Annotated in this window: 20 protein-coding genes and 1 pseudogene; 19 read left to right on the top strand and 2 right to left on the bottom strand. The window is 41.0% G+C overall.

Features of this window, described 5'->3' with window-relative positions:
* Positions 1–325 precede the first annotated feature (325 nt).
* Positions 326–742 carry a nickel-responsive transcriptional regulator NikR gene (gene nikR, locus AB1414_00585; GenBank protein ID MEW6605931.1) on the top strand — a complete coding sequence of 139 codons (417 nt, stop codon included), beginning with the start codon at positions 326–328 and terminating at the stop codon, positions 740–742.
* A gap of 13 nt (positions 743–755) precedes the next feature.
* Here the strand turns inward: nikR and AB1414_00580 are convergent, their stop codons facing one another.
* Positions 756–2,351: an HD domain-containing phosphohydrolase gene (locus AB1414_00580; GenBank protein MEW6605930.1), complete on the bottom strand. Its 1,596-nt coding sequence runs from the start codon at positions 2,349–2,351 to the stop codon at positions 756–758.
* A 382-nt stretch (positions 2,352–2,733) separates the two neighbouring features.
* Between AB1414_00580 and surE the strand changes: the two genes are divergently transcribed.
* Positions 2,734–3,486, top strand: a complete 753-nt coding sequence (gene surE, locus AB1414_00575) for a 5'/3'-nucleotidase SurE (GenBank protein MEW6605929.1) — start codon at positions 2,734–2,736, stop codon at positions 3,484–3,486.
* Positions 3,487–4,221: 735 nt separating this feature from the next.
* Here surE and AB1414_00570 read toward each other — a convergent pair.
* On the bottom strand, positions 4,222–4,896 hold the full coding sequence (locus tag AB1414_00570; GenBank protein MEW6605928.1) for a methylenetetrahydrofolate reductase C-terminal domain-containing protein: 675 nt from the start codon (positions 4,894–4,896) through the stop codon (positions 4,222–4,224).
* A gap of 260 nt (positions 4,897–5,156) precedes the next feature.
* On the opposite strand from AB1414_00570, the gene AB1414_00565 reads away from it, so the two are divergent.
* The 17 genes and pseudogenes from AB1414_00565 (at position 5,157) to AB1414_00485 (ending at position 20,339) form a co-directional block, all read left to right on the top strand.
* Entirely contained in the window at positions 5,157–5,726 is a 570-nt protein-coding gene (locus AB1414_00565) for a 4Fe-4S dicluster domain-containing protein (protein ID MEW6605927.1), read from the top strand.
* Positions 5,719–6,042, top strand: coding sequence for a nucleotidyltransferase domain-containing protein (locus AB1414_00560; protein MEW6605926.1), 324 nt, complete (start codon positions 5,719–5,721; stop codon positions 6,040–6,042). Before AB1414_00565 ends, AB1414_00560 begins: the two co-directional genes overlap by 8 nt.
* A complete protein-coding gene (locus AB1414_00555) occupies positions 6,023–6,463 on the top strand; it encodes a HEPN domain-containing protein (GenBank protein MEW6605925.1) in 441 nt (146 codons plus the stop codon). The genes AB1414_00560 and AB1414_00555 overlap by 20 nt, the downstream gene beginning before the upstream one ends.
* 15 nt (positions 6,464–6,478) lie before the next feature.
* On the top strand, positions 6,479–7,318 hold the full coding sequence (locus AB1414_00550; protein ID MEW6605924.1) for a CoB--CoM heterodisulfide reductase iron-sulfur subunit B family protein: 840 nt from the start codon (positions 6,479–6,481) through the stop codon (positions 7,316–7,318).
* Between the two features lie 13 nt (positions 7,319–7,331).
* The gene (locus AB1414_00545; GenBank protein ID MEW6605923.1) at positions 7,332–7,607 is read left to right on the top strand and encodes a hypothetical protein; all 276 of its coding nucleotides are present in this window, start codon (positions 7,332–7,334) and stop codon (positions 7,605–7,607) included.
* A complete protein-coding gene (locus AB1414_00540) occupies positions 7,604–8,239 on the top strand; it encodes a nucleotidyl transferase AbiEii/AbiGii toxin family protein (GenBank protein ID MEW6605922.1) in 636 nt (211 codons plus the stop codon). The genes AB1414_00545 and AB1414_00540 overlap by 4 nt, the downstream gene beginning before the upstream one ends.
* A complete protein-coding gene (locus tag AB1414_00535) occupies positions 8,205–8,456 on the top strand; it encodes a type II toxin-antitoxin system HicB family antitoxin (GenBank protein MEW6605921.1) in 252 nt (83 codons plus the stop codon). Before AB1414_00540 ends, AB1414_00535 begins: the two co-directional genes overlap by 35 nt.
* Entirely contained in the window at positions 8,457–8,690 is a 234-nt protein-coding gene (locus AB1414_00530; protein ID MEW6605920.1) for a type II toxin-antitoxin system HicA family toxin, read from the top strand. It abuts the gene before it with no gap.
* Positions 8,691–8,694: 4 nt separating this feature from the next.
* Positions 8,695–13,152 carry an FAD-dependent oxidoreductase gene (locus tag AB1414_00525; protein MEW6605919.1) on the top strand — a complete coding sequence of 1,486 codons (4,458 nt, stop codon included), beginning with the start codon at positions 8,695–8,697 and terminating at the stop codon, positions 13,150–13,152.
* Positions 13,153–13,521: 369 nt separating this feature from the next.
* Positions 13,522–13,941: a hydrogenase iron-sulfur subunit gene (locus AB1414_00520; GenBank protein ID MEW6605918.1), complete on the top strand. Its 420-nt coding sequence runs from the start codon at positions 13,522–13,524 to the stop codon at positions 13,939–13,941.
* 16 nt (positions 13,942–13,957) lie between these two features.
* On the top strand, positions 13,958–14,884 hold the full coding sequence (locus tag AB1414_00515) for a methyl viologen-reducing hydrogenase (GenBank protein MEW6605917.1): 927 nt from the start codon (positions 13,958–13,960) through the stop codon (positions 14,882–14,884).
* 54 nt (positions 14,885–14,938) lie between these two features.
* A complete protein-coding gene (locus AB1414_00510) occupies positions 14,939–16,381 on the top strand; it encodes a Ni/Fe hydrogenase subunit alpha (protein ID MEW6605916.1) in 1,443 nt (480 codons plus the stop codon).
* A gap of 8 nt (positions 16,382–16,389) precedes the next feature.
* On the top strand, positions 16,390–16,935 hold the full coding sequence (gene frhD / locus AB1414_00505; protein ID MEW6605915.1) for a coenzyme F420-reducing hydrogenase, FrhD protein: 546 nt from the start codon (positions 16,390–16,392) through the stop codon (positions 16,933–16,935).
* Positions 16,932–17,276: pseudogene (locus tag AB1414_00500) on the top strand (four helix bundle protein). Before frhD ends, AB1414_00500 begins: the two are co-directional and overlap by 4 nt.
* A gap of 199 nt (positions 17,277–17,475) precedes the next feature.
* A complete protein-coding gene (locus AB1414_00495) occupies positions 17,476–17,718 on the top strand; it encodes a hydrogenase maturation nickel metallochaperone HypA (protein MEW6605914.1) in 243 nt (80 codons plus the stop codon).
* Positions 17,719–17,773: 55 nt separating this feature from the next.
* Positions 17,774–19,156, top strand: coding sequence for a [FeFe] hydrogenase H-cluster radical SAM maturase HydG (gene hydG, locus AB1414_00490; protein MEW6605913.1), 1,383 nt, complete (start codon positions 17,774–17,776; stop codon positions 19,154–19,156).
* 4 nt (positions 19,157–19,160) lie between these two features.
* On the top strand, positions 19,161–20,339 hold the full coding sequence (locus tag AB1414_00485; GenBank protein ID MEW6605912.1) for a radical SAM protein: 1,179 nt from the start codon (positions 19,161–19,163) through the stop codon (positions 20,337–20,339).
* Positions 20,340–20,351 lie beyond the last annotated feature (12 nt).

Here is a 20,351-nt window from a genome sequence, read left to right as displayed (position 1 = left end):
TCAAAATGCCTAAAACAAAAATAAGGTGTAGAGTTATAGAGATAAGTCGTAGAGTCTTTTCTTAAGTAAAAAAATAAAAAAAAGCTTGACACTTTACATAACAGACACAGAGACGCAGAGAAAAAAAATAAAATCTATGGACAAGACGCTTAACATCCCTGATTTTCATCCTAATCATTACCCACATTTTTTATAGTAGTTATTAACGAAAATTTCTCATAGAACAGATATAGCAACAATACTAATGTGAACTTTTGGTTAATACTTACTATATGTCTTCTCTGTTCCTCTGCGTCTCTGCGGTGAAAAAAAAGGAGGGTATTCAATGAGTGAATTAATTCGGTTTGGAGTTTCTCTGGATAAAAAACTCCTGGAAAGGTTTGATAAACTTATCCATTCCCAGAATTACACCAATCGTTCTGAGGCTATTCGTGATTTGATTCGGGAAAGTTTGGTAAAAAAAGAATGGGTAGCAGGAAAAGAAATTGCGGGAACAATTACTCTTGTTTATGACCATCACCAACGAGAGCTGGTGAATACCTTAACGGACATCCAACATAATTTTCACCATCTGATTATTTCTGCTCAGCATATCCATCTTGACCATGATAATTGTCTGGAAATAGTCGTTGTCAAAGGAAAATCTGATGAAATTGAAAAATTGGCACATCAGTTAAAATCAACAAGAGGTGTAAAATATAGCTCATTAAGCCTGGCAACTATGGGTAAGGAATTAGTGTAAAGATAGGGTATCACTATTGATTTTCTTTTTCCTCCTCCAATATTTTTATAAATACTTCGACTATTTTTGGGTCAAATTGCATTCCGGCACATCTTTTCAACTCCATTATTGCATCAGATTTAGATAATGCTTTACGGTATGGTCTATCAGATGTCATTGCATCATAGGCATCGGCTATTTCTATTATTCGAGCACCTAAAGTAATATCAAAAATACCATATGGATACCCTTTACCATCTACTCGTTCATGATGTTGATGAACAACAGAAAGGATTTCTTTATTAAAGTCTATTGGAGATAAAATATTGACACTAATCGTTGGATGTTTTTTCATATCATTAAATTCTTCTAATGTTAATGGACCTGGTTTCAAAAGTATCTTTTCGCTTACACCAATTTTGCCTATATCATGAAACAATCCCGCCAGGTAAATATCATTTAAGTGGTCTTCAGGTAATCCTAAATTATTGGCAATAGCTACGGCATAATTTGCCACATTTTCACAATGCCCTTTTGTATAGGTATCCTTTGCCTCAATCGTTTCTCCTAATGACTGGCTGATACTAATTATTCCTTCACTTCTCAACACAAATAATCGTATATTTTCAATAGCAATCGCCGCCTGGTCGGCTAAGTTAGACAGAACAGCAATTTCATCATCTGTAAATTTATGTATCTGGCTGGAATAAACAGTGATTGTCCCTAACACTCTATTTTGAAAGATTAACGGCACAGAAAGTAATGAGGCAATATTTTCTTTCCGTGTTCTAGATGGGTCTTCAAGTCGTTTATCTTCCTGAGTATTGCTGACAAATATAGGTTTTTTCTCCTTAACAACCCTTCCTACAATACTCTTTCCTACCAGAACCTCTGTTTTTTTAAGATACTCCTTACTTAATCCACAAGAAGTGGTCATAACAAGTGCTTTACCTTTTTCATCTAACAATCTAACGGCACATTTTTTCAAACCCATAGTCGTAGCCGCGGCATTGACTATGGACATAAGTACCTTTCTTAAATCCATCGTTGAAATAATAGTTTTGTTTATCTCAAATAATCCTGAAAGTTCTATGTTTCTTTTATCCAGTTGATACTTTCGGTGACACAAGGTAGATATTAGATGAATAATGGAAAAAAGATGTGTCTTTCGTGCCTCAATATTCTTTTTAGAAAGAACACTCATTCTTTTTAAAACAGAAGTTAGCCTGGCAATATCAAATTCAGAAGGTAATTTTTTAACCAGAGATAAAACCTTTGAACGAGAAGTAAGTAATCCTTCTACAACTATCCATCCTATCAAGACTTCATCAGTGATTATTGGGGTAACCAGACACGATAAGCCCATTGGACAAATTAATTCTTTGGGTTTATCTATCTCTTTTATTTTATCTAAAAATTCACTGCATCTTTTTTTGCCTTCTTTAGTTCCTTTAATACACATACAAAATTTATTCACGCTACCCAATGGAATATGCAGTTTATCTTTTCTATCTATAATTACTACACCTGTTTCAAATGTTTGAGCTAAACTATCTTGAATTTCTTTAAGTGTAGAGCGGTCAATCAAATCAGTTAATTTTGGATAAATTCCATTTTTAAATTTCATCATCTCTCCTTATTTTTGGCAATTGGTAACTGGTGAATGGTAATTAGTTACCAGTTACTTATTTTTAATTTCGTAAAGCCCTAGTGTGGTGTTGAACAAATAACGCACGGAATTTGATTCTGGTAACTGGTGATTGGTAACTGGTAATTAAATACCGTTCGGCTGAGCTCAGGACGAAACTATTTAACCAATTACCAGTTACCAGTTACCAATTATCCGTTTGCAGGTTACGAAACCTGATGATACTCCGTGCAAAACTTACTCAACACCATACTAGGGTAATTGGTTAAATAATTATTGATTATAACTATATCACAAAATTATTACTTCGTCAAGAGAAAATTTATTGACATAGGAAGTTCAATATGGTATATTTAAAGATTAGATGAACATATTACTGACTAATGATGATGGGATAAAGGCACAAGGATTACATATTTTACGAGAAAGTTTAAGCAAGGTGGGTAAAGTAACGATTATTGCCCCTGACCGTGAAAGGAGTGCATCAGGACATTCATTGACCTTAACGCATCCTATCCGTGTTGACGAGATTGATGAAGATACCTTTGTAACGGATGGAACACCCGCGGATTGTATCAATATCAGTGTTTTAGGTATTTTACCCAAAAGACCCGATTTAATCGTCTCTGGCATTAACCCAGGTCCTAATTTAGGTGAGGATGTAACTTACTCAGGCACGGTTTCTGCGGCTATGGAAGGAACACTTTTAAATATACCTTCATTTTCTATTTCAATGGGCGATTATAAAGACCCAAAATTTGATTTTGCAGGAAAATTTGCTTGCAAAATTGCTAGCCTTATCTTAAAACACGGCCTACCATCTCATACTTTCTTAAATATCAATGTGCCTAATTTATCTGAAGAAGAAATTAAAGGTGTATCTCTTACTCATCTGGGAAAACGCACATATCAGGAAGAATTAATTAAAAGAACTGACCCAAGAGGAAAGGTTTATTACTGGATTGGCAGTAAATGTGTTATGGATGAAGAAGGGGCGGAAGGAACAGATGTTAGAGCAATTAAAGAAGGTAAAATCTCGATTACCCCACTTCATCTGGATATGACTAATTATGCGGTTATGCCCGAATTTAAGAAATGGAAATTTTGGGAAATATGAGTTTTCGTAACCGTTCAGGTGGTAATTTACCGCAGAGACGCAGAGGAACAGAGAAGGTAACTATTCACCCTGTAGGAAAGTAGGAGAGTAGAGAAGTAGGAAAGGCATTATCTAATTCTATCTAAAGATATTAATTATCTGCCAGATTTTCAATCCATTTGGGATATATCTGAAGAAGTGAGTAGGATGCTTATAGGTTTAATCAAATCAATTAAGAGTAAAATAGTATGAAGTATTTTCCCCCTTTCCTACTTCCTACTTCCTACTTGCCTGGTATGCTGAATAGTTACCAGAGAAGATATGGAAATAAATCAGATAACAGAAAAGATTATTGGTGTAGCCATTGAAATACATAGGACCTGCTTGCCGATTTAATGTTGTTGGACTCACGAGCTTGCACTGATGAAAATCAGAGATGTTATAGCACTTATTAATCGAAATTTGACATAGATATGGCTCTGAAATTCCAAATCACAAATTCCAATTAGTGAATTAGTGAATTAAGCGAATTAGCGAATTAGTAAAATCTAATCTCTAATTCACTAATCTCTAATTCGCTTTTTGGTATGTGGAATTTGGTGCTTATTTGAGATTTGGTGCTTGGGATTTTGGATTTTTTCCTTATCCACTCTGAGTAAAATTTTGACTAATAACTGCTATAAGCCTATCGTAAATAAATTTTAATTTTCTTCTCTGCGTCTCTGTGTCTCTGCGGTGAACGGTTACGAGTTTTCTTTATTGTCCAACAATAATATCTTCCCGCAATATTCTTCTTTGACCACCATCCCTATCTACAAACCAGTTTTTTGGTGGAAGTATTTCTTCAATCTGGTCGAGTTGATTAAGTTTTGTTAGCCGTTCATAGATGAGTTGCCAACCACAATCCATTTCTTTATTGACTTCACATTTACCATTTTGGCTGCCGCCGCAGGGACCATTAAGTAATCCTTTTGAACATCGGGCAATTGGACAGATACCTCCAAACTTACCTAATTCACAACTACCACAGCCACGGCAGGTTTCCAGCCATAATCCATGTTCTATGGGCATACCCATAAAAGTAGTGTTCAGGGCTGGATAAACAGGTTTATCCCCAAATCGTTCAGATAGTGCTTGCACTCCCACACCGCAAGCAGAAGAAAGCACGGCGTCAGATTGTTCCACTTTTCCTTTTAACTCATCAACAAATTCCCACTCACATTGCCGCTGAATACAAGCCTCACTAATATCAGGTTCTTTTCCATCCAATTTAAGTGCCATTCGCAGGCAAGTGGCAATAATACCAACCTCTTTTTCACCACCAGCCATACAAACCGTAACACAGGTTCCACAACCAACTACCAATATCTTCTGGTAGTTTGCTATCATTGCCTTTATTTCCTGGATTGGTTTTTGTTCTGCAATAATCATTTATTTTTTCTCCTTATTTCTGTGATATATCTCCGTGAACTCGGTGTCTCTGTGGTGATAAAAATCACAAAACTATAAATATATCATATTGTAATAAATTTATGTAATTTTGTCAACAGAAAATTCTTGAAATTTTTAAACTTTAAAAAAATTTTTTTCTTGACTTTTCAGTATAGATTATGATAAACTTCTTTTAATTAATAGAGAGTAGTCAAATTCTCTATCTACTATCTACTGACTATTTCTATAGGAATCGGGTAATGATGAACAATAACCTATTAACAACCATAGAAAAAGCATCAGGCCAAAATGTGAATCTATGCTATCAGTGTAAAAAATGCACCTCCGGGTGTCCGATGCTTCCGGAAATGGATTTGACCCCTACTCAGATTATCCATGCCTTAGTCTTGGGGATGAATGACCTTGTTCTAAAAAGTAAGACAATCTGGTTGTGTGCCTCTTGCGAGACCTGTATCACCCGCTGTCCACAACAGGTTGACCTGCCTAAAGTTATGGATGCGTTAAGAATGGTAGCTATGAAACAACGAATAAAGCCTGCTCTCCCCGAAATCCCCTTTTTCTATAATTGCTTTATTAAATCTGTGCGGTTGTTTGGGACGAGTTTTGAATTGGCTCTGGGTGGGATAGTAAAACTAAAGACAAAGGGGATTCAAAAGGAATTGCCACTGACCATTGAACTTTTAAAAAGAGGGAAATTGAACCTTTTCCCTTCAATAAAAGATGTCTGGAGGGTTAATCAAATATTTCGATGGGCAAAAAATGTCCCAATACTAACCAGAAAATTCGGAGGTTCTGAAGAAAATGATTGAGCAGGAAACACTTAATCAAGCTACGCAAAGAATGGTGGATATGTTTCATCCAGCAAAGATTATTCTTATTGGGTCGCAGGCAAGAGGGACGGCTGATAGCCGTAGCGATGTAGATATTTTGGTCATCTGTCCGATTGAAGGTAGTCGCAGAAAGCTTATGGTAGCAATTGATAGAGCATTAGCCGGGCTTGGTTTTGCACGGGATATAATCGTTCTTACTCCACAAGAGTTTGAGCGTGACCGTCATATTCCAGGCACTATAGCCCGACCTGCCTGGCAAGAAGGAAGGATTTTGTATGAACAACCTCATCAGTGAAATTCACCGTAAGGTCAAACAGTGGCTTATTTATGGAGATGAAGATTTGCAGATGGCACAATATGCTATGACCATGCGTCTTCCTGTTCCTTACCGATTAGTTGCCTATCATGCACAACAATGTGCGGAGAAGCACTTGAAAGCCTATTTAATATTCAAAAGGGTGGACTTCCCATATACACACAATATTTCTCGATTATTAGAATTATGCTCGCAACAGGCAAGTTGGCCTGGCCAATTGCAGAACGCAGAAGAATTAACACCATTTGCAATTACTACCCGCTATCCCGGCGAGGATGAAGAAGTAACAAAAGAAGAAGCATTTCGTGCTATTGATATTGCTACTTATGTGCGACAAGTAGTGCGAACTGCGTTACTTGAAGAAGGAATGGAACTTTCAAATAAGTATGATAATCTATGAAAGGGGTAACCTTATATGCAATACGGCTACTATCCTGGTTGTTCAATTCATTCAGGCTCAAAGGAGTATGGAGATTCTTTATCCTATGCAATCAAACCCTTTGATATTAAATTAGAGGAGATAAAGGGATGGACTTGTTGTGTGCCAGTGGCTCCTCATTGCTGTTCATCATCGGTTTCTATTGCCCTGGCAGCAGATAACCTGGCTAAAGCAGAAAAGCAAGGCTATAGCCAGGTAGTAGCCCCTTGTGCCGCTTGCTTTAGTCGATTGAAAGTCGCTACCTATGAAATCAAGCAGGATAAACAACTACAGGAAACAGTGTCTCAAACATTAGGTTATGAATTCAGAAACTCTGTGGCAATACTCCACCCATTAGAACTATTCCCCAAAAAGATTGAGCATTGCTTCATCACCAGAGACCTCTCCAGGATAAATGTGGTCTGCTATTACGGTTGTCTATTAACCCGTCCACCCAAGATTAAGCAGTTCGATGATGCTGAAAATCCTCAAACGATGGATAATATTTTAACTGATATTGGTATGAATGTCCTTGATTGGTCATACAAAACCGATTGTTGTGGGGCATCTTATACCCTGCCTAAAAAAGAGATTGTATTTCGATTAACCAAACAATTATTAGATAATGCCAGACAAAGCGGTGCAAATTGTATCTCGGTCGCCTGTCCCTTATGCCATCTTAATTTAGAATTAGTTCAGTGGGAGTTAAAGGAGTACCATCTGCCAGTGTTCTATTTTACCCAACTAATCGGGCTGGCGTATGGGTTGTCCGCGAAAGAATTAGGCTTGAACCGGCATCTAATAAAGGTAGATAAGGTGTTAGGGAAAATAAAATAAGAGGATAATTAGTATGAAGAGTGGATTAAAAGTGTCTCGGGAAGTAATATTGTCCTTTGTTGAAGGTTATAGAAAGGCTAATGAAGTAATTATGGCAGAGAAGAGAAAATGGTTATCCCATTTGTCAAGTCAAGATTCTCTTCGCATTTACGATAACCTTTGCCATTTCTGGGAACAAAATTCTCATAAGGAAGACATAGAAAATTTAGAAAGACAAAAAATCTCCTTTTTACTTAAAAAAAGAAGTATGTTTAACCAGGTTAGCGGTTATAAACAGGGTGCTAAATGAATCTACAAATTAAGGCTGCTGTAGAGATTCATCAATTCTTTACCAAAGCAGATATACCTTATGCCATCATAGGAGGCATTGCCCTCCAACATTGGGGAGAGCCACGCTTTACCCGTGATGTAGATGTTACTATTCTGGTTGATTTGGGGCAAGAAGAGGCAACATTAAAAAAGATATTATCTATCTTTTCCCCTCGAATTTCTGATGCATTAGAGTTTGCTCTTAAACATCGTGTCTGTTTAGTTCAAAGTAGAGAAGGGATAGAAATAGATATTTCGTTAGGTATCCCTGGATATGAGCAGGAAGTTGTAAAACGCGCAGTAGAATGTGATCTTGGAAGTGGAATTGTGCGGATATGTTCGGCAGAAGACCTCATTATTCATAAGGCAGTAGCAGGAAGACCTCAAGATTTACTTGATATTGATGGGGTAATTATCCGTCAAGGAAAGAGGTTAAATGTTGCGTATATCCGCCGGTGGCTTAAGGAATTTTCCCGCTTGTTGGAAATGGAAGAAATACTCCAGAGATTTGAGGAAGCCTGGAGACGATTTGGAAAAAGAGGTAGTGTCAAAAATAAATATGAAAAGGGGTCAGAAAATGAAAAAGACAATTCTATTCCCAATAATAGTTGAATGTTTAGAAGAAGGTGGGTATTATGCTGAATGCCCTATTCTTCAAGGATGTCATGTAGAAGGGGAAACCTATTTAGAGGCAATAGAGAATATCCAGGATGCAATAAAAATACTCCGTGATTCTTATCAAGAATTGGGCAAAAACATTCCTTCACTTCCAATCTATGAAGGGAAGGTAGTGGTTACTTCGGGTATTCCTATGTTACAGGAAGTATAAATGAGTGACAAATTCCCTGCAATAACTGATAAAGATGTTATAAGTGTCCTTCGCAAGATTGGATTTGAATTTTATCGAACAGCAAAAGGTAGTCACGAGGTATGGCGGAGAAAAAGCGATATGAGGCATACTATTATCCCAAGACACAGAGGGAAGATAATAAAAAGAAGGACTCTAAAAACTATACTGAATGATATTGGATTAACCATAGAAGAATTTAGGAGATTGGTTTAAAAAAATGGCAACGGAAATAAAAAATACAAAAATCGGTTCTTGTTTAGTGCTTGGTGGCGGTATTGCCGGCATGCAAGCCGCACTTGACCTGGCTAATAGTGGGATAAAGGTCTATCTGGTAGATACCAGACCCAGCATCGGTGGCGTGATGGCGATGCTCGATAAAACCTTCCCGACTAACGATTGTGCGATGTGCACGATGGCTCCCAGACTGGTTGAGATTGGCAGACATAAGGATATCGAAATAATTACCCTGAGCGATATAGAGTCTATTTCTGGGCAGGCTGGCAATTTTACGGTTAGATTGAATAAGCACGCAAGATATGTGCGTGAAGACAGATGCACTGGCTGTGGTGAATGTGAGACGGCCTGTCCTGTAGAGGTGCCGGATGGATTTAACTGCTCGCTTAACCAGAGAAAGGCAATCTATCGTCTTTACCCTCAGGCAGTCCCCAACTGGTTCACCATAGACAAATCCGAACATAAATCACCCTGTCGCCTCGCCTGCTCGGCCGGTTGTGATAATCAGGCATACATCGCCTTGATCAGTCAGGGAAGATTTAAAGAGGCAATGGAGGTTATTCGCCGCAGAATCCCTATTCCCTCGATATGCGGCCGTATTTGTAACGCACCCTGTGAGAGTAAATGTAATCGCAAGGATGTTGACGAACCCTTGAGCATCCGGGCATTAAAACGCTTTGTATCTGATTATGAAAGAGTAAATGGCGGCTGGCAACCCTCTAAAGTTGAAGTGAAATACCCTGAGAAGATAGCCGTAATTGGCTCTGGTCCTGCTGGACTAACCTGTGCCTATAATCTGACTCAACGCGGATACCCGGTAACCATATTTGAGGCTTTACCGGTGGCAGGTGGTATGCTGCGGGTAGGTATCCCGCAATATCGTTTACCCGCAGAGATTATTGACTATGAAATCGAACAGATAAAAAACTCAGGGGTAGAGATACTAACTAATACCCCGCTGGGTCCAGATTTAACCCTGAATGACCTCTTTGATAGAGGCTATAAAGCTATCTTTATCGCTATTGGTATGCATCAGAGCAAGAGATTGAATATTGAGGGAGAGGATTTAGCCGGGGTTGTCCACGGAACCTCCTTTTTGCATAGTGTCAAGCGGCATAGAGAGATAGACTTAACTGGTAAGGTGGTAGCGGTTATCGGCGGCGGCAATGTAGCTACTGATGTTGCCAGAACCGTATTACGCTTAGGGGCAGAGAAGGTTAGTATGGTGTGCATGGAATCCCTTGAGGAGATGCCTGCTCATCCACAGGAAATCAAAGACGCCAAAGAGGAAGGGATAACCATCCTTCACCGCAAAGGGACAAACCGCATATTGGGCAAAGACGGCTCTGTCTGTGCCATAGAACTGATAGAATGCCTTTCTGTGTTTGATAAACAGGGAAGGTTTAGCCCGGTATTTGCCAGAGAAAATATCACCACGATGGATGCAGATACGGTTATTATTGCAGTAGGACAAGTGGTGGACTACTCAATGGTTCAAGCCGCAGATGGGGTATTGATAACTGAGCGGGGCTTTTTAAAGGTTGATAAAACCACCTTAGCTACAAATGTGCCTGGGATATTTGCTGGTGGTGATGTAATCGGGTTGTCTGGCATGGCAGTGGATGCAATTGCACACGGACACGAGGCAGCAGAATCCATCCATCGCTATCTGCAAGGGATGGATATGTTCGAAGGCCGAGAAAAAAAGACCGAAGCAGGGGCAAACCTGCCTCAAAGGGAGATTAAGATAGAGCAGAGACAACCAATGCCTAAATTGCTACCACAGGAGCGAATAAAGGACTTTGAAGAGATCGAATTGGGCTATTCTCAAGAACAGGCAGTCAAAGAGGCAAAACGCTGCCTCAACTGCGGTGGCTGCTCTGAATGCCTGATGTGTGTCCAGGCGTGCAAGGCAGAAGCAATAGAGCACCAGCAGAAACAAGAAGCCATTAATCTGGAGGTAGGTGCGGTAATCATAGCCCCTGGTTATGAAACTTTTGAGGCAAAACTCGCTGGCGAATACGGCTACGGCAGGTATCCCAATGTGGTCACCAGCCTGGAGTTTGAACGGATAATGGGTGCATCAGGTCCCTTTAGAGGAGAGGTGTTAAGACCATCAGATAAAACCCATCCGCACAAGATTGCCTTTATCCAGTGCGTTGGCTCAAGGGATACAGAAAGACCCTGGTGCTCATCCGTCTGTTGTATGTATGCCACCAAAGAGGCGATAATCGCTAAGGAACATCTGCCAGATTTGGAATGTAAGATATTCTATCGGGATGTGCGAGCCTTTGGCAAGGGGTATGAAGCCTATTATGAACGGGCGAAAAAAGAGGGGATAGCGTATATTAATCAGACACCGTCAACCCTCAAGCAAAACCCTCAGACAAAGGGTCTGGTTATCCGCTATGGACTTTCTGGCGAGATAATCGAGGAGGAGTTCGATTTAGTCGTCTTGTGTGTGGGTATCACACCACAGCCAGTAAAGGCTATTGCCCAGCGGTTGAATCTGCGGCTGAATGAGTTTGGGTTTGTGGAGACCGATGCTTTCCTAAAGACAAATCTGGAGGGAATTTTTGCGGCGGGTGTAGCCACAGGACCAAAGGATATTCCAGAGAGTGTAATGGAGGCAAGTGCATCTGCGGCTGAATGTTTAGCCATTCTCTCTGATGTCAAATGGAGCTTAGTCAAGAAGCAGGAGTATCCTCCACAACGCGATGTGACTCAAGAAGAGCCAAGGGTGGGTGTATTTGTCTGCCACTGCGGGACAAATATTGCCGGTGTAGTAGATGTTAACAGTGTAGTTGAGTATGTGCGGAGATTACCCAATGTAGTGCATTGTGAGAATAGGTTATACACCTGTTCAAGTGATAGTTGTGAGCGGATAAAGGAGGTTATCCAGAAGGAGGGGTTGAATCGCGTGGTAGTAGCCGCTTGCACCCCGCGCACGCACGAGCCGCTCTTTATGGAGGTTTTAAGGAATGCCGGGCTTAATCCGTACCTCTTTGAAATGGCTAATATCCGCGACCAAAATTCCTGGGTGCATAGACAAGAACCACAAAAAGCCACCCAGAAGGCAAAAGACCTGATTAAAATGGCGTTGGCTAAGGTGAGAATGAATGAGCCGTTGTATCCAAGCTATCTAACGGTAAACAAGTCTGCCTTAGTTATTGGTGCTGGCATAGCTGGATTAACCGCAAGTATCGAAATAGCCCGACAAGGTTATCAAGTTCATTTGATTGAAAAGAACCAGGAAATTGGCGGATATAACCAAAGGATTAAATATCTTCTTGGAGCGGAAAGAAATAAATTATGGGAAAAAGTAGTTAGTGAGGTCAAAAATCACCCAAAGATAAAGTTGTATCTCAATACCCAGCTGGTAAATATCGAAGGAAGCGTAGGAAACTTTAAAACACAATTGGCGGTTAATGGAACGAGTGCAGAAATAGAACACGGTGTGGTCATCGTGGCTACTGGCGCCACAGAATACAAGCCAACAGAATATCTCTACGGTCAAGACAAACGCGTAATAACACAACTTGAATTAGAGGAGCGATTAGCGAATCTCGAACCCCGAGCCCCGAGTCCCGAGCCCCGAGTCCCGAATACCGTAGTGATGCTCCAGTGTGTTGGTTCACGCGAAGAAGAGCGAATGTATTGCTCACGGGTATGCTGTCAAGAGGCAATTAAGAATGGCTTAAAAATCAAGGAGGTCTATCCGCAGACAGATGTCTATATTATATACCGTGATATTCGTGCTTATGGATATTATGAGGAATATTACCGCCAGGCAAGGGAAAAGGGAATTAAATTTATCCAGAGACAGGATAATGAAAAACCGCAAGTTGAGCTGAAAAATGGTCAGATAAATGTTTCTGTCCTGGATATGCTTTTGGGAATGAAGATAGACCTACCCGCGGATTTAGTTGTTCTTTCTTCTGGCACACAAGCCAATGAATCAAACAAGGATATTGCTCAGAAATTAAAGGTGTCGTTAAATGAACACGGCTTTTTCTTAGAGGCGCATATGAAGTTAAGGCCTGTAGATTTTGCTACTGAGGGAATTTTTGTTTGCGGCACTGCCCATGGACCCAAAACTATCCCTGAATCCATCATTCAAGCCATGGCGGCGGCAGCTCGGGCATCGGTAATACTCTCTAAGGATGAACTGGAGATAGACCCGAGGATAGCTGAGGTGATAGATGCCAATTGTGATGGCTGTGCTTATTGTGTTGACCCCTGCCCATATAAGGCAATTACCTTAGTTGAATATGAGAAGGATGGAGCTATCAAAAAGACGGTTAAGGTAGATATTGCCAAATGCCATGGCTGTGGAGTATGTATGGCTACCTGTCCCAAGAAAGGGATATTTGTTAGAGGGTTCAGGCTTGAGCAGATTGCCGCACAGGTGGAGGCGGCGTTGGAAGAAGTAGGAAAATAGGAAAGTAGGAAAGGGAAAAGAGGATACTCCCTTTCCTACTTTCCTACTTTAGTAACCGTTCACCGCAGAGACACAGAGACGCAGAGAAGAAAATTAAAATTTATTTACGATACGCTTAACATCCCTGATTTTCATCAGTGCAAGCTCTTGAGTTCAACAACATTAAACTTGCCCTGATGAAAATCAGGGATGGATTAACAAATCTGGCTTGCCTGCTGAAGATTCGGCAAGCAGGTCCTATGTATTTCAATGGCTGCACCAATAATCTTTTCTGTTATCTGATTTATTTCCATATCTTCTCTGTTCCTCTGCGTCTCTGCGGTAAATTACCACCTGAACGGTTACCTACTTTAAATGAGAGGTTTTATTATGGAAAAAGACTTTGAACCCAAAATCCTGACTTTTTGTTGCAACTGGTGTTCTTATGCCGGGGCAGACCTGGCAGGTGTATCAAGATTACAGTATCCTGCTAATAATCGCATTATTCGGGTGATGTGTTCTGGAATGATTCACCCTAATTTAGTCATCGATGCCTTAACTAAGGGTGCGGATGGTGTCCTTATCTGTGGCTGTCATATTGGTGACTGCCATTATCTGGAAGGGAATCTTAAAGCCCAAAGCAGGGCAGAGGCTATCCAGTTAATGCTGGATGACTTTGGAATTGAACAGGAGAGATTTAGGTTAGAATGGGTCTCTGCCGCAGAAGGGCAAAGATTTGCTCAGGTGATGACAGAATTTACTGAAACAATAAAGCAATTAGGACCAAGCCCATATTCAACAAGGAATTAAAAGGAGATAAGAAATTATGGCAGTGAAGGTTGCAGAGGAGTGGTTAAACATTTGTGGTGGGTGTGAGGTAACTATTCTGGACATTGGAGAACCATTACTGGATTTGTTACCTCAACTTGAGTTTGTCCATATGCCGGTGATTATGGACCATAAATACTACGGACAGACCGGCGAAAAGGAGGAAATGGAGATACCAGAGGCTACAGTTGGTATTATCTCCGGTGGGATACGCAATGAGAAGGAAAAGCATGTGGCAGAGGAGATGTGCAAGAAATGTTCGGTAGTAATGGCTCTTGGCTCTTGTGCCTGCTATGGTGGTATCCCTGCCTTAGCGAATCAATATAATTTAGAGGAAATTTACGATAAAATCTATCGTAACTCCAAGACTACGGACTCTGGAGAGACACCCTCACAAGAACTTCCACCACTGACTGATCGGGTTTATGCCCTTGATGAGGAGATCAAGGTTGATATTTATATCCCTGGATGTCCTCCTTCACCAGAGATAGTAGCTGAGGCACTAACTGCCCTGCTTTCGGGCAAGCCATTTACCTTACCAGAGCGGAGTGTGTGTGATGACTGCCCAACTAAACGGGAAAAGAAGGCAGTAACCTCTATAAAGAGGCCGCTTGAGCCGATTATCCCGCCGGGGCAAAAATTAGAAGAATCACGCTGTTTTATGGAGCTTGGATTTTTATGTCTTGGACCGGTGACTAAGTCTGGTTGTGGTGGCTCTGCAAAAATACCACGATGTATTAAAGCAGGAATGCCCTGTCGAGCCTGCTTTGGTCCAATCAGAAAAGGTGCTAATCCAATGGTAGATATGATGGGTGCACTTTCTACTACTGGATTAGACCTAAAGTCAATCCTTGACAGATCAGCTACCTTTCAGAGATATATTGGTGCTCATGGCAGATTAAGACCACTGCCGAAGAGGGCATGACATAGGAGAATAAGATATATACGACATATAGACTTATAAGAAAAAGGAGATTTGATGGGTAAAAAGATCATCATACAACCAGTAACCAGAATTGAGGGTCATGCTAAGGTGACCATTCAATTGGATGATAATGGGAATGTGCAGGAGACAATGGTTAATGTTGTTGAACTGCGTGGCTTTGAGAAATTCTGCATTGGCAGACCAGTGGAGGAACTGCCCAGGATTGTAACCAGTATTTGTGGTGTTTGTCCCTGGTCGCATCATTTAGCCAGTGCTAAGGCAAATGATGCCGTTTTTGGGGTGGAGATTCCTTCTGCGGCTAAAAAACTCAGGGAATTGGCGAATGCTATTGCCTTTACAGAGGAGCATATCTTGCACTTTTATTTTCTGGCAGGGGCAGATTTTGTTATCGGGCCGGATGCGGATTATTCAATTAGAAATGTCATCGGTATTGCTCAAAAACTCCCTGATGTGGCTAAACAGGTGGTTAGATGCAGGCATCTGGGTGCTCAGATGCTGGAAATCTTGAGTGGTAAATCCATTCATCCCGTAGCGGCTGTGCCTGGCGGATTCAGTAAAGCTTTAACTACACAAGAAAGGGATGAGATGAAGGCGAAGGCTATGGAGATATTAGAACTGGCAAAATTCTCGATTGACTTTGCGAAAAAGAATATCTTCCCACCATTCCTTGAGGCAGTCCAGACTTTGGGGGTGATAAAGACAGGCTTTCTGGGCACAGTTAGAGAGGACGGATGCCTTGACCTTTATGACGGCAGATTAAGGATGATGCAGGCAGATGGAAGTTACCATGACTTTGATTATAACCAATACACTGACTATATTGCAGAACATATTGAACCGTGGACATACCTCAAGTTTCCTTATATGAGAAAGGCGGGAGGTTTTTCAATGGATTTAAACAATCCAGTGGGAATATACCGAACAAACACTCTGGCGAGAATCAATGTTTGCGATAAGATTGGGACATCGCTTGCTCAAAGTGAGCTTGAGGAATTTAGGAGCAATTTTGGCAGACCGGCTCAGTTAACCCTGCTTTATCATTGGGCACGCTTGATTGAATTGCTCTACAATGCCGAACATATAGTTAAACTTTTAGATGACCCAGAGATTATCAGCATAGATATCAGGAAATCCGTTACCCCCAGAGCGAGTCGTGGAATAGGCTGTGTAGAGGCACCCAGAGGAACATTAATCCATGATTATGAGACGGATGAGAATGGTCTGGTTACTAATGTTAATCTAATTGTAGGCACGACCCATAACAATGCACCCATAAATATGTCAGTTAAGAAAGCGGCAATGGATAACATTAAGGATGGCAAATACGACCAGAGGATACTTAATCGGGTTGAGATGGCAATTCGTGCCTATGACCCCTGTCTTTCCTGTGCTACCCATGATTTAGATGGCAGGCTGCCTGTGAAGATAGACCTTATTAATTCGGCAGGGGAGATAATAGATAGTTTAAGGAATTAAAAAAGGTTATGCTTGATTATTACGAAAAGCGTGTGCTTATTTTAGGTTGTGGAAATATTCTATTTGGGGATGATGGATTTGGGCCAGCTGTGGTAGAATATCTTCAGAAACACTATGACCTGCCTCAAGATGTAGCAGTAATAGATGTAGGCAGTGGTGTGCGAGAGATACTGTTTAATCTATTACTCTCTGAAATAAAGCCGCAAAAGATTATTATCGTTGATGCTATAGACGCAGGTAGAAAACCAGGTGAGGTTTTTGAGGTAGCAATTGAGGATTTACCGAAAAATAAGGTGGATGACTTTTCGATGCATCAAATCCCAACCTCAAATCTACTCAGAGAACTTAAGGTGTTAGGTCAGGTAGAGGTAAAACTCATTGCCGCACAGGTAGAAAACATACCAGAAATGGTTCAGCCAGGGCTCTCTAATAGACTATCTGAGGCGATACCTGCTGCCTGTAAGATGATACTGTCTGACCTGTCTGACCTGTCTGACCTGTCAGACTCGTCAGACAGATCAAACTTGTCTGACCCAAAAAGGAGCATTCTATAAACCAGAGACATAACCTCATCCCACCTCACGGCGGATACTGTAATCTCCGTAGTTTCCAGACCGCACAATTAGTCTATGATGCGACGGTTATCTTTTGCAATCGCTTTATTGAGAAATATTCGCGCACTCACGACCAAATGATACAGGCCGCCCGTAGCGGTGTGCAAAATATTCCTGAAGGCAGTATGGCTTCTGCAACCTCAAAGAAGATTGAACTTAAATTAACAGGAATTGCAAGAGCCAGCCTTGAAGAACTGGTGCTTGATTACGAGGATTTCTTGCGTCAGCATGGATTGAACAGATGGAATAAAGACTCACCTGAAGCACTTGCGGTGAGGAGAAGATATAAGTCTGACCAGTCAGACAAGTCCGACCTGTCCGACCCTTACTGCATCAAACAAGCCTCAGCTGAGGTGGCAGCAAATACAATCAATGGTGGTTTCACAGAACGGCTATACCAGGAGCGGCAAAAAAAAATAATAGTCTGACAGGTCCGACAAGTCTGACAGGTCCGACTATTCTGACAAAAAGGAGCTATTTATGCATGAATGGGGAATTACACAAGAAGCAATAGATGAAGTCATTAAGATATCTAATAAGAACGGCGTGAGCAAGGTAACCAGGGTCTCTTTATCCGTAGGCGAGGACGACCATTTAACACCTGATGCAATAAAGTTATGCTTTGAATGCCTGGGGAAAGGGACAATGGTTGAAGGGAGTGAGTTGGAGGTTAAAAAGGGCGATGGGCAGGGGATTACTATTGAGACTGTAGAAGGAGAGTAGTCTGACCTGTCAGACCTGTCTGACCTGTCAGACTTGTCAGACTAAAATAAAAAAGATGACTCAAGAGATAATTAACCAGGAAAGGATCAACGAAATCCTACAAAAGACAAAGAACCCAACCCCTGAGCTAATCAAAGACATCTTTGGTAAGGCTAAGGAAAAGAAAGGATTGAGTTTAGAGGAGGTTGGATTCTTAGTTAATCTGTCGGATACTGAATTTATAAATGAGATGTATGAGCGAGCAGGTAAGATTAAGGATGAGATCTATGGTGAACGGCTGGTATTTTTTGCTCCACTCTATACCTCAAACTTTTGCATCAATGATTGTGCCTACTGCAATTATCACCTCAGCAATCGAGAGCTAACCCGTCACAGATTGACATTAGAAGAGGTCCAGGAGCAGACAGAGTTCTTACTTAAGATGGGGCACAAAAGGTTGCTGCTTGAGCTGGGTGAGGACCCAATTAATAACCCGATAGATTATGTGGTTGAAGCCATAGAAAAGATATATTCGGTCAGACTGCCGGTTGGTAATATTAGAAGGATAAATGTCAATATCGGGGCTACCACTGTAGAGAACTATAAGAATCTAAAGCAAGCAGGGATAGGCACCTATCAACTCTTTCAGGAGACATACCATCAGGAGACCTACCAGAGATTACACCGTGGTCCAAAGGCAGATTATATCAGGCAACTGACTGCCCATAACAGAGCCTTTGAATCAGAGATTGATGATTTAGGCTTTGGGGTGTTATTTGGACTTTATGACTGGCGGTTTGAGGTATTAGCCCTGGTATCCCATGCCCAATACTTCGAGCAAAAATACGGGGTAGGACCGCATACCTTCTCTGTCCCGCGTTTTCGGGAAGCTTCAACCATCAAATATAAACCAGAGGGTTACGAAGTTACCGATGCTGAATTCCTCAAAATTATTGCTATACTAAGGTTAGCAGTGCCCTATACCGGTATGATTATCTCTACCCGTGAAACTCCAGAGATAAGAAAGATTGCCTATCGGATTGGCATCTCCCAAACATCAGCCGGGTCAGTAACTACAGTAGGAGGATATGGAAGGGATAATGGTAACGGGCAATTTACGGTTTATGACCACCGTTCATTAAACGAGGTTATCTCTACTGCTTTAGAGGATAGGTTATTACCCAGTTTTTGCACGGCTTGTTATCGTCGTGGTCGAACGGGTGATGTCTTTATGGGCCTGGCAAAGCCGGGTGAAATTCACAACTTCTGTCGGCCTAATGGACTACTTACCTTTGCTGAATACTTAGAAGATTTTGCCAATAAGTCTAATGGATTGTATCAAAAGGGCTATGAGGTAGTAAATTTTTACCTGAACAAAATGGAAGATAAAAATCTGCGCCATCAAACAAAAAAATATTTAAAGAGGATTAAAGAGGGCGAAAGAGACCTGTATTTCTAAAAATATGTGTTACGCTATACCGGCTAAGGTTGTTGAAATAAATGATAATATAGTTACTGTTGATTACTTTGGGGAAAAGAGAAAGGCAAGGAATGATTTCTTTAAATTAACCCCAGGCGAGTATGTCTATGCTCAGGGCGGATTTATCATCCGACAGATACCCACTCCAGATGCCCTTTCTATCCTTAATACCTGGCAAGAATTCTTCTTCAAACTCAAAGAAACAGATTTAAGGCTTACCCGAGAGGCGAAAACCCTTTACCAACAAGCAAATTCTATTCGACAAAAACATCTGGGTAATGCCTGCTGTGTGCATGGAATTATAGAATTTTCTAACTGGTGTCAAAATAACTGCCTTTACTGTGGACTGCGTAGAGATAACACGGAAATTAAACGCTACAGAATGCAACCAGAAGAGATAATTGAACATTGTGCTTATGTGGTTAATGAATTAAATTTTAAGGCATTAGTTTTACAATCAGGAGAAGACCCCTGGTATACAGAGGAAAAACTGATAACCATTGTTGAAAATATTATGAGGCGGACGCCTGTTTTGCTGATATTAAGTCTGGGCGAAAGGGATATAGCAATTTATAAAAGATTGTATGATGCCGGTGCTCGAGCAGTGCTTATTAGATTTGAGACAAGCAATCCACAGCTTTATGAGAGATACAGACCCAACCATAAACTGAAAGATAGAATTAATTTGGTTAAGGAGTTATATCAGCTTGGTTATCTTATCTTTAGCGGATTTTTAGTCGGGTTACCGCAACAGACAGAGGAAGATATTCTTAACGATGTTGAGTTAACCGCCTCTCTTAACGCCGAGATGTTTTCTTTTGGTCCATTTATCCCCCATCCTCAGACACCCCTGAGCAATGCCGAAAAGCCATCCCTTGAAACGGCATTAACTACCGTCGCTCGGGCAAGGATAAGGTATCCTCAATCAAGGATACTGGTGACTACTGCCTTAGAGACCATTGATAAGGAAGAAGGTCTAATACGCGGTCTTTTGAGTGGTGGAAATTCTCTAATGATTAATCTTACCCCACAAAAATATCGCCCCTTTTACGACATCTACCCAGGTCATACAGATGGGAATAAAACCCTTTCTGATAAGATAGAAGAAGTCGTAACATTATTGCAATGCATTGGCAGAGCACCTACAGATTTAGGGTTGTGATGCTTACAACGG

The organism is bacterium (assembly GCA_040755795.1).
Classification (GTDB): domain Bacteria; phylum UBA9089; class CG2-30-40-21; order CG2-30-40-21; family SBAY01; genus JBFLXS01.
The sequence above is the reverse complement of the archived record's forward strand: the minus strand, read 5'-3'. Positions and strand labels throughout refer to the sequence as shown.

Excerpts from the sequence above, each read along its gene's own strand:
- AB1414_00530 (MEW6605920.1), top strand. The coding sequence starts at position 8,457 with ATGAGTGACAAATTCCCTGCAATAACTGATAAAGATGTTATAAGTGTC.
- AB1414_00560 (MEW6605926.1), top strand. The coding sequence starts at position 5,719 with ATGATTGAGCAGGAAACACTTAATCAAGCTACGCAAAGAATGGTGGAT.
- hydG (MEW6605913.1), top strand. The coding sequence starts at position 17,774 with ATGACTCAAGAGATAATTAACCAGGAAAGGATCAACGAAATCCTACAA.
- AB1414_00545 (MEW6605923.1), top strand. The coding sequence starts at position 7,332 with ATGAAGAGTGGATTAAAAGTGTCTCGGGAAGTAATATTGTCCTTTGTT.
- AB1414_00580 (MEW6605930.1), bottom strand. The coding sequence starts at position 2,351 with ATGATGAAATTTAAAAATGGAATTTATCCAAAATTAACTGATTTGATT.
- surE (MEW6605929.1), top strand. The coding sequence starts at position 2,734 with ATGAACATATTACTGACTAATGATGATGGGATAAAGGCACAAGGATTA.
- AB1414_00550 (MEW6605924.1), top strand. The coding sequence starts at position 6,479 with ATGCAATACGGCTACTATCCTGGTTGTTCAATTCATTCAGGCTCAAAG.
- AB1414_00515 (MEW6605917.1), top strand. The coding sequence starts at position 13,958 with ATGGCAGTGAAGGTTGCAGAGGAGTGGTTAAACATTTGTGGTGGGTGT.
- AB1414_00540 (MEW6605922.1), top strand. The coding sequence starts at position 7,604 with ATGAATCTACAAATTAAGGCTGCTGTAGAGATTCATCAATTCTTTACC.
- AB1414_00520 (MEW6605918.1), top strand. The coding sequence starts at position 13,522 with ATGGAAAAAGACTTTGAACCCAAAATCCTGACTTTTTGTTGCAACTGG.
- AB1414_00525 (MEW6605919.1), top strand. The coding sequence starts at position 8,695 with ATGGCAACGGAAATAAAAAATACAAAAATCGGTTCTTGTTTAGTGCTT.
- frhD (MEW6605915.1), top strand. The coding sequence starts at position 16,390 with ATGCTTGATTATTACGAAAAGCGTGTGCTTATTTTAGGTTGTGGAAAT.
- AB1414_00535 (MEW6605921.1), top strand. The coding sequence starts at position 8,205 with ATGAAAAAGACAATTCTATTCCCAATAATAGTTGAATGTTTAGAAGAA.
- AB1414_00565 (MEW6605927.1), top strand. The coding sequence starts at position 5,157 with ATGATGAACAATAACCTATTAACAACCATAGAAAAAGCATCAGGCCAA.
- AB1414_00570 (MEW6605928.1), bottom strand. The coding sequence starts at position 4,896 with ATGATTATTGCAGAACAAAAACCAATCCAGGAAATAAAGGCAATGATA.
- AB1414_00485 (MEW6605912.1), top strand. The coding sequence starts at position 19,161 with ATGTGTTACGCTATACCGGCTAAGGTTGTTGAAATAAATGATAATATA.
- AB1414_00495 (MEW6605914.1), top strand. The coding sequence starts at position 17,476 with ATGCATGAATGGGGAATTACACAAGAAGCAATAGATGAAGTCATTAAG.
- AB1414_00555 (MEW6605925.1), top strand. The coding sequence starts at position 6,023 with ATGAACAACCTCATCAGTGAAATTCACCGTAAGGTCAAACAGTGGCTT.
- AB1414_00510 (MEW6605916.1), top strand. The coding sequence starts at position 14,939 with ATGGGTAAAAAGATCATCATACAACCAGTAACCAGAATTGAGGGTCAT.
- nikR (MEW6605931.1), top strand. The coding sequence starts at position 326 with ATGAGTGAATTAATTCGGTTTGGAGTTTCTCTGGATAAAAAACTCCTG.